Genomic DNA, 9,212 nt, shown 5'->3' on the forward strand with positions numbered 1-9,212 from the left:
CCCGCTCGCCGAGTTCAGGCGGCAAACGGCTATCCAGATCGGCGGCCGGTCGGACGGTGCAAACTAGGACTACCACAGATCGAATAGACGGTTTATGCTTCCTATTACGCTTGCGCAGTTACGACACAGCCGACCGTCTCAATTCCTTTGTCATTTACTTGCTAAAACGAGCCCTGAATGAGAGCAACCCGTATGGGCAATTCAAGCACTGGTTACAACCGTTGGGCTCGGCCCAGTTACGAGGTTAAGGTTCGCGGGACCATGCATCTTTGGGGCTCCGCTGGTATCACGAAAGACATCGTATTCGAAAAGCCGCTCGTGCTGCACATTCACAACGACTTATTTGGCGAAAAGATAACCTTCGGAACACGAAAGGCCTCAGGAGCCCAGGAAATCATAGGGACTCTCCAGCCTGGAGAATGCGTTTCGATTCCCCTTCATGACATAGCTGGAGTTTTTGCCTCCTGCGAGCAAGACTCCACCGTATCTTGCCTAATCAGTGATTGAAGCACGGCATGCAGACCATCCTGCACTAAACGAACAAGAGACTAACATATGGCACCGGTAGCTGCGAAACCCATTTCCCTGACCGTAAGGCCGCTCCAAGTCGCAAATCTTTGCTTTGAGGTCGGTGGCATTCTTGGAGAGTCCTTCGTGGAGCTGGGCTCACAAGTAAGCGCTTTCAATTTCGACCGTTTCTACATGACTCTTCGTGGCGTCTATCCTCCCACCACGGGGGGCCCGGCGGTGCATCCTGCCACGACAGATGACCCGAGTCGTCTGAAGTACGACTCGGATGGCATTGATGCCGTAACCAAACACGCCCCGAAATCGACGCCGGCCCCGAACACGTCATTCGACGAGCCTATTCCTATCGGCAGTACTGGCGGCATGCTCGATTTGTGGGATTTCGGGGGTAAGGCGTTGGCAGCGATGCGTGCGGAAACCGCGAAGTCTGCCTTGAACAAGGCGGTCAATGCGCGAGCGAACGCCTTTATCACGAAATATGGAGGTGCGGCGGCCATCGCAGACGTTATGAGAAAAGTCATGCCTCAAAGGGGCGATTATCTGAACCGCCTGTCCGAGCTTTCCATTGGCTTGAAGGATTTACTTGAGGCCGCATACCTTCAGGATTTTGGTGTGAACACCGTGATAAGAAAAACATCCACGGTGACCAGTGCGACGTCAGGCCCCAATAAGGGAAGTTCGATGACGAAGGGTCCCGATGAAAAGGTGCTCACCACAGCAACGAATGATTTTATCGGCACGGAGAATCAAAAATCCGAAACTACAGGGTTTGAATACAGGTCGCCGAACCATGAAAACCAGGCGCGGGATGCGCGGACCCAGATCGGCCTCGGCGAAGAGATCATTTCCTTCGTGAAGGAAACGCACTTCCTTGACCGCCTGGAGGAGGTATACCGAAATGAATTGGAATCCATCGATGCCGACGTCAACCAATTGCAGGTCGCTTACTTGAATACGATCCTGATGTCGCCCATTGATGGCATCGTGACTGGTGTTTACAAGAACCCCGGCGATCCGATCGCCGCTGGCGAGCCGGTCTATCGGGTGGAGAACAACGCGGTAGTCCTCATTGTTGCGAGAGTCGTTTGCCGTGAACCGATTGCGATTGGCTCGATACTGCAAGTCAAGACAACGTTATTCGATGCTGCGGGCTCGCCGGCGGTGGTCATAGAAGCCCCGATCGTATCGGTCCGAGGACAGGGCCAGGCTGGCCAGTGGGAAGTAGTCGCAAAGCAATCGAACCGCGACGCCGCCGGCAAACAGATATTCCCAATTGGCTACAATTTCGACTACGACAATACTGAGGTGAATATTGTTGGAGTGGGTCATAGTTGAATTTATTTGGATGCCAAGCGCAGCGACGTGAGCCTTGTGCAACCCTTAAGTCTTGACAGCTCTCCTGCTTCACCAGTCTCTAGAACTCCGGGTGTGAACTCCGTGCTCCTGACAAGCAAGTCTGAATAGAGTAGCCTACATGCGGATAGCAGACCCCGATGATGGCACAAAATGGGGCGGTGGGGGAGGCGGTGGCGGGACCGCTCCTGGGCCTCTCGTCGTCATTAGCATCGGCGGTCCCGGCGTGCTTGTGGAGGGTGGAGAAAGCATCCCGTACGACGAAGAAGTTGTAATTACAGCCAGACCGCCCGCCCCTCGGGAATCTTCAGGGGGGCGGGTAAATCCAGCTGCAGCACCACGTGAAGGCGCCCCCGCACGTAGTCGATTTCCATCAGGCGCTTCACCATCGCTGAATGATAGCAAGCTAGACAACAGCCGCTTGGCTCCCAAGCCCCCGGGCCCGGCTGTGACTGCCATGCCAGACTGGACGACGCAGACGGAATGGGCATTCCCCGCACCCGACCGCAGACTAATTCAGCCCATCACGAGCGTCGACACCGGCAGCCGACCCTTGAACTTTTTGTTAAACAAAATACTGCTGCCCTGGAGTAATGCCGCAGCGTTCTCAACGAACGTCAAGCTGGCGATGATAATCGGTCTCGAGGATGCCCTGAGAGATATCGATGATGCCCTGAGCCACAGTATTTTCGGACAGGAATATCGGGCGGCACAAGCATTGTTACCAATGAATGCAGCGATGGGACTTGCCATCGAAGTGGGCCCAGCCATGGAATTCATGGCAGCTCAAATGACCACTTGGTGGTCCACTTTCTCCAGAAGCCCACGTGTATTGAATGCTTTTCTCTTTCCCGTCTTCTCTACGCTCGGAGCCGATACAGGCTCCATCTCCAGTCTGGGCCGGGCGATCGAGGGTACCCTACCACCCGAGTCATTTGCCGGAGTAATCAATGAAGCCGAATTTAGTAGTCATCCAGCGGTAATAGATCGGCTGAGCCGAGCCCGACAATTTGACGTTGGAGGCTATAAGAGTCTCACAGGGAAAGGTGAATACGGTCGCCCGTTCGACCATCTCGATAGTGACGAGGCACTGCAGAATGCTTTCGTAAGAAACGTTAGAGACGTAAACAGGACAGATCCAATGTTGGCGGATAATCCCGCCACTGCACTGTCGCCAGCACTCCATCAACAGATCAGGAATTTGACAGCTGTCGAGATGGAAGGAATGTCAGCCGAGCAGGTGCTGCGGTTCCATATCGAACAAATGCGCCCGTTCACGCCGGACTACGTCTTGGTAGTCTTGGAAAACCTGAGTCTCGCTTACATCAGAATGAATGGTCTCTGAAATTCAGTCACACCGTGCGGTCGCTGAAGCGCTGCCGCCGTTGCAGCTTAATAGCAAACCCCGAGAGATTGATCTCAGCCTGCCCGATTTAATTTAAAGCTAAATAGTCTCTGAGCGGCATCCCGCCGCAATGGAGACTACCAATGAAATACGAGACCTCAGACACAATCACCGAAACAAGGCGAGCGTTCGCACCGATTTCAACAAAAGCAAAGCCACATGGCAATGGTCAGGAACCTACTTTTCCGCCCGACAAGGACATTATCCTCTGGCTGAGTAAGAATGCCCCGGCCAACTTCGACGAGCTGATCGACATCCGCTATTCTCTCTATCACCGATGCAACCGAGCTGGATATCGGGTCAAGAGGCTGAACGATGAAGAGCTCACCATCGCAGGACGTCAGAGCTCACTACACATCGTGAGCAATCAGGCCCGTCGCTTTTTGCTGACCAAACTGCGAGAGCTGGCGAAGGAAAAGGGATGGCAGGGAGCACTGCCTCGGAGCAGGCGTGCAGCCCGGAAAGCCGTAGTCAGCTAACTGGTCGTCAACGCTGGCAGGCCCCAGCCCGCAACGAGGAACCTTTTAGGCTGCCTGCGCTTTTGCCACTGGAGCGGCAGATCCACGGGCGGCAATGTTCAATTGGTTCAACTCAGATAGCCAAAGGACACGGCACGATCGAAGATACCTCGAGGCGAGGGCTCGCCGCCTTTTGCACAGCTACCTCACGTCCACTGATGAACAGAAACGGCGCTACTATCAGGTGATCGCCGGGGCTGCAGCAGCATGCCAGCCGGAAGTTTCAAATCCGAGCTTGGATAATGAAAAGCTCGCCAACGAGAGTGCGGAGGTAGCCATCAAGGTCCTCAAATCACGTGTTGGGCAAGCAAGGGATGAGCACGACCAGCTAGCCGTACTGATCACAGACGCCTACGCAACCGTGGCGATTGCCTACCGGCGTGCTGCTGCAGCCTACACGGCTGACAAAGAAATGGAGCGCCTAGGGACCGCAGCTGTGCATCTAGTCACCATAGCGAATTCGTATATCAACGCTGAATCGAAGTGGGTAGAGACGGAGACCTAACCGGATTGGCCAGCGGTATCAACGTGTCTCGATGTGACGGCCACTCAGGATTTCCGTCTGCGAGGACGCTTCACCAATGTTTGTCGGGGCCAAGTTGAAGGCGTACTCTTGGTGCGAACCGGGCAAGCTTGGCCTGCATGAGGCGAAGAAGTCCTGGGCTCATCACGACGACCGTCTTAGTCCCCGGCTTTTTGCGAAACCCGGTATTTCGTCCAACTGCTTGTGAAAGCTGAGCTGCATAGTACTTGCCGATGGTTTCCTCCAATTCGAGCCAACGGCTAAGGGCATTCAATCGCCCGTAGACTTCGGGATGGATGTACGTGAGCACGACAAAGACGTTTTCGTCGGACCAACCGTTGTAGCCCTTCATACCCTGGAACGTTCTGGCTCTCTCTCCCTTTAAGTCCCCAAGCTTGTCCGCAATCACGACATTCCGATTGCCGCCAGCCAGGATATCAGTTGCCAACTTCTGGATCCGTTGGGCGCTTGCATTCTTGTTCTTTACGACCGGTACATCGACGGGGTACACGCCTGGAAGATTGTCCAGGCTCAACCGCAAAAGCGGGCGGTTCAGCTTCAACTTGTATAACGCTGCGATTGCGTCCGTTGTGAAACTCTCCGTCGTCAAGAATATCCAGCTGGTGCTGTCTGCTGTTGGCCTACGCTTAGCGCAGAAGTAATAGGGCTTACCATCCTGGCTGATATAGATTGCCTTAACGCCATTCTCTCGACCGAAGGGCTGCGAGGCGAAATCGACCTGCACTCGCTCGAAGTGGGCAAGGTCGAGGAATCGAAGTTCGCTGTAATCGTCAAACTCGATGTTGGAGAGTGCCAGATCGTCCTTCTTCATTCTGTAGAAGGATTCCTTGCGCTCTCGGAGAGTTTGCGTTTGCCAGTTCCAACGGCTGTGGACCGAAAGGTGCTTATACATCCCTTCCGACAGGATGTGCGCAAACTCGTCCCACTCGGGCTCGTCAAACACGACCTTCTCGAACAAGAGCTCTGCCCGAAGTTCATCAAGCTTGCCGGGGTCCATCTGAGGGTCGAACCTCGGATGATGCCAGACTCTGTTCAAGTGAGTGCGATACCATAAAGTCGCCGTGGCGTGCGTGGTAAAGAGAACCGTCGTACCTGTGAAGAGCGAGGTCCCATCACCGGCCAGCCACAGCGCTTTACGAACACGTTCTAGCTCATCGTACACCATGGACTGGCTGTCGGCCATCTGACGCAGAACGGAAAGGATGTTTCCTCTTTCCTCGAAATCGTCTTGCATCGAATGGACGCCGCATTTTGCGCATGCCTCTTCATAATAGTCCCAAAACCGCTTCACCACGAAGGCTCGTCGGGTGTCGCTGGCGTATTCTAATGCCTTCTCTTCAGCTTGGGCTCGGCTCCGAAAAGCGAACACGAAGAAGCGGACCTTCCGATCGTCATGGATCATTGCCGTGTCGAGCGCTGCGTGCTGCATAAGATCAAACAGCGCTGTGGTCTTGCCGATGCCTTCGCCAGACGTACAGATCATGTCCCCATGAAAGAACATGGCGTTGTTGAGGTAGCGCCAGAGCTTCTGGCGATAGATACCTTGCAGTTCGGGGATCGTGCACGATGAAATGTGAGGGAAACTACGAGCGGCTGAGTTCTCGTACATTTGCTTGAAGGATTGACCGGCCTGAGCTTTCAGCCGTTCAAAGTACGGCAAGTCGGATGCGCTAGGCGCTTGGACCGAAGGGCTAGGCAAGTTCGGGATGATCCCAAATCGCCGAGCCAAGTGATCGCCAATCTCGTTGGCCGTCATCTCGCCTGGGAGAGTGAACGAGCCCACCGGCGCATTCTGGCCCTGGACAAGCAACGTGGTGTAATCGCCCCTAGCGACCGTCGAGGGGTTGGTGTCGGTTGGGTGGTTACGAAAGTGAATAACCCATTCTCCCCGCTTCATCTCCATCGAGGTCGGCTTAGGATAAGGTGTCTTCCACGCCGCTTGGCACATCATCGCCAGCTCGTCGACCATCTCGCTTCCTGCTGAGATATGGTCCACGCCCGGTCCGGCGACTGCAGCGCACCGGTGCTGGTTGCGAGCATTGACATAATGAGACACGGTAAAATCTGGCGGCACGATATATTTGGCGCTGCCCTTAGGCGGCCGACTGGTGCGGATCTTTTCCTCAAGGACGAGCTGCGGCACTGTGGTGCCAGCAGATAGTCCGAAGATCTCTGAATCTTCGTCAAGCCTGCGAATACCCCAAGGCGTTCTCTTTAGCTGTGTGTATGAACTGCTGCTTCGGTCGGCTGGTAACGGAACCGGCAGCAGCCCGTTCATGATCTCCACGACCATTTTCCAGTAAACCTGGTGGGCGTTGGACATCACCGCCGAATCTACGTGGTAACGGCTCCAGCGTTCATGCCCCGGCTGGTCATGAGGAGCCTCGAGAAGGTGTCGTGTGTTGAACAAGAAGTGGAAGTGCAGCGATCGATTTCCAGACAATACGACACAATAGTCGTCGTAGTCTCGGTGTTGCCTGAGTTCATGGTCTACCTCGCTGAAGTGCCCGTTGAACCAGTCGCAGATTGTTTCGAAATGGCTCCGTTCTGTGCAATCGTGCTCAACCGTGACCACCACAAAACCAGCGTTAGTAGCCCGCAGGATCGGCTTGGCTACTCCATCGATATCAAAACTTGGGCTGCCCCAGCCCTGCGGCAGCAGGAGCGGGTTTCCGAAGAAGCACAGCGGCGTTCCCTGGTCGGCCGTAATCGTCCTGGAGACTGCGGCGAAATCCTCAGTCATCCTGCTTCGCAGATATGGATGCGAGCCGAATGGGACGTACAGGGCCCTCTTCGTATCCAAGGCGCAGGAGAGGAGACGCTGCGCCAGCTTCGTTTTTTGATTCGGATAGCGGCGTCGAGAGTCGTCAATCGAAGCGAGACGAACCCTCACCTCTTTGGCCAGCGGGAGTTTCCAAAAATTTACCGGCGCCTTGTCAACCGGCCGCTTGGCGAAATTATTTGTCATACCTGGCTCTGTCACTTCAGCGGGATCGTTGCATTGAGCGAGACCTTCACGTGCCCGTAGTTGATGAATCCGTTTGTGGTTGCGATCAGTTTAGTCTTCCCTGTTGACGACGGTCTTGCCTGTTTCTGAGCCTTCGCCGAGAGGTCGATCGTTAGGATCAGTTGCTCGCCTTTAAGTTCGCCTCTCACGTTCATCTGTTCTTCTCCGAGGTGGTTGTTTGAGCATTATACAATTTTACGTAGAAATCGAGAGCGGAGCTCTCCCCGCTCTCTCGCCAGTAATTGCATTATTGGTCGGCGTTCACAGCGGTACCGACCAGCCTTCCAGCATTTCTTGGGTCAGGTTGATCGTGACTGGCTCCCCCTCCTCGACAACAGCGAGTGTCGCATCCCAATACTCCACGAACGAGATCATGGGTTTCGTCAGAAGCATCTGCAGCGCCTCGGCCTCGCACTCGTCGGACGAGGTAAACTCGGCGGCTCGATCGCTAATGGAGGCGAGTTTTTCTAACGCTCTCCGCATGCGGTTGAAACGTTGCTTCGTCGGGCTCGCTGCTTTACAGTAGTCACGAAATGCCAGGTAAAACTGGGCCTTGGCTCTTGCTGCGTCGACAAAAAGTTTGTCTGCGGCCTTCGAAAAGTCTTTGTCGATGACAGGCAAAATAGGAAGTCCCAATGCCCGCAACTCTCGGGCGTCGTCGATTTTGATCACGTTTTCCGTCGTCATAGTCAGCTCCTAAAGCAATAGATGTGAGTTCTGCGAATCGTGTTGGTTCGCAGCTGTCTGTTTTTGCATACCTAGGTTGCCGGGCAGCGGCGCCATGATGCTGCTCTGGCTGGAATGGGGCGTTAGTAGTGCACTGTGCTCTCCTTCCTGAGTCCAGCCGGGACTCTTCGGTGAAGCGAGATGCTCCCCGTCGCTTTCTACTATGCGGTATCAGATCAAAGGCTGTGCTGAGCCACGGCAGCGTGGCTCAGCGCAAACTTCATGGTAGCGTAACTCTGCACTTTTTCATTGGTGCTGCTCACGTCTCGCTACGTTCCTGGTGTTAGAAATATCTGTCGGGGCTGGATTTGCAACGAGCTAAATTTCGTGAATACCGAAGCCGCAAACTGGTTAGCGGTTTATTTTTCAGAGAACCGACATTTCGGGCTCCCGATTCAGAAAAGCGCTGGAGGGCTCCTCTAAAGCTGTTTGAGAGGCCCTCCAGAGAGGCACCGCTCTTATTTCGTAATAATTCGTGATCATTGAATTTACCATACTCGTCAAGATGTTAAGCGGAGGTGCTATAGCACTTACAGTTCAGGTAGTTTTCGAGTCCCTTCGCCTTTCGGCTCGGGCTTCAGGACCTTACGGTCCAGCACTGCTGAATGTTCGGTTTCCCTGATTCCTGCGCTCTACAAGGTACCCCAGGTACCCCCAGCGATAAGCTCGGCTACTAATAGATATAAGCCTTGGTTGCTTATAAAGGCACTTAGGCGTGCACTCATAGAGCGCAGGCCAGCGGTCCACGTCAGCGCCACCAAACAGCCGTTACATCTATTGGCATTTCAAGCGGCTTGCCGCTTGGCGAAGCCATCACCGCCCAGGTGCGGCGACGGTCACGGTCTCTTCCATGATCTTGGCTCGATTGCCGTCTCGAACGATGATGGCAGTGTAGTAGCCATGTAGCGGTTGATCGCCGAGCTTGGCGTGCCATTCGCCAGCATTGAACACGAAGCTTCCGACGGTACGGGATTCAGTGCGCTGAACCGTGTAGTCATGGAGCCCGAGCGCAACGACCTCCTGCAGATTGCGTCGAATGGCTTCTCGGCCAACGAACATCCCGCTCGGCGTTACCCTGATAGCATCCTCAGTAAACGCATTGGCCATCGCATCGACGTCTTTGCGGTTGTA

8 protein-coding genes are annotated in these 9,212 nt (G+C 54.6%); 4 read left to right on the plus strand and 4 right to left on the minus strand.

The window, feature by feature from the left end:
- Nucleotides 1–555: 555 nt before the first annotated feature.
- From BLV07_RS43795 to BLV07_RS43810, 4 genes are all read left to right on the plus strand, one after another.
- On the plus strand, nt 556–1,863 hold the full coding sequence (locus tag BLV07_RS43795; protein ID WP_091898851.1) for a hypothetical protein: 1,308 nt from the start codon (nt 556–558) through the stop codon (nt 1,861–1,863).
- A gap of 475 nt (nt 1,864–2,338) precedes the next feature.
- Nucleotides 2,339–3,226 carry a hypothetical protein gene (locus BLV07_RS43800; protein ID WP_143035717.1) on the plus strand — a complete coding sequence of 296 codons (888 nt, stop codon included), beginning with the start codon at nt 2,339–2,341 and terminating at the stop codon, nt 3,224–3,226.
- A gap of 143 nt (nt 3,227–3,369) precedes the next feature.
- Nucleotides 3,370–3,765 carry a hypothetical protein gene (locus tag BLV07_RS43805; RefSeq protein ID WP_091898853.1) on the plus strand — a complete coding sequence of 132 codons (396 nt, stop codon included), beginning with the start codon at nt 3,370–3,372 and terminating at the stop codon, nt 3,763–3,765.
- A gap of 172 nt (nt 3,766–3,937) precedes the next feature.
- Nucleotides 3,938–4,309 carry a hypothetical protein gene (locus BLV07_RS43810; RefSeq protein ID WP_143035718.1) on the plus strand — a complete coding sequence of 124 codons (372 nt, stop codon included), beginning with the start codon at nt 3,938–3,940 and terminating at the stop codon, nt 4,307–4,309.
- 70 nt (nt 4,310–4,379) lie between these two features.
- On the opposite strand, the gene BLV07_RS43815 is transcribed toward BLV07_RS43810, so the two are convergent.
- From BLV07_RS43815 to BLV07_RS43830, 4 genes are all read right to left on the minus strand, one after another.
- Nucleotides 4,380–7,316 (minus strand): hypothetical protein, encoded by a 2,937-nt coding sequence (locus BLV07_RS43815; protein WP_091898855.1) that lies wholly within the window; start codon nt 7,314–7,316, stop codon nt 4,380–4,382.
- 11 nt (nt 7,317–7,327) lie between these two features.
- On the minus strand, nt 7,328–7,510 hold the full coding sequence (locus BLV07_RS43820) for a hypothetical protein (RefSeq protein ID WP_091898856.1): 183 nt from the start codon (nt 7,508–7,510) through the stop codon (nt 7,328–7,330).
- Between the two features lie 106 nt (nt 7,511–7,616).
- Nucleotides 7,617–8,042 (minus strand): hypothetical protein, encoded by a 426-nt coding sequence (locus tag BLV07_RS43825; protein WP_091898857.1) that lies wholly within the window; start codon nt 8,040–8,042, stop codon nt 7,617–7,619.
- 852 nt (nt 8,043–8,894) lie between these two features.
- Nucleotides 8,895–9,212 (minus strand): YybH family protein (locus tag BLV07_RS43830; RefSeq protein WP_143035714.1); only part of this gene is annotated, 318 nt, incomplete at its 5' end.

The sequence above is a fragment of the Bradyrhizobium sp. Rc2d genome, from assembly GCF_900099855.1.
Classification (GTDB): Bacteria; Pseudomonadota; Alphaproteobacteria; order Rhizobiales; family Xanthobacteraceae; genus Bradyrhizobium.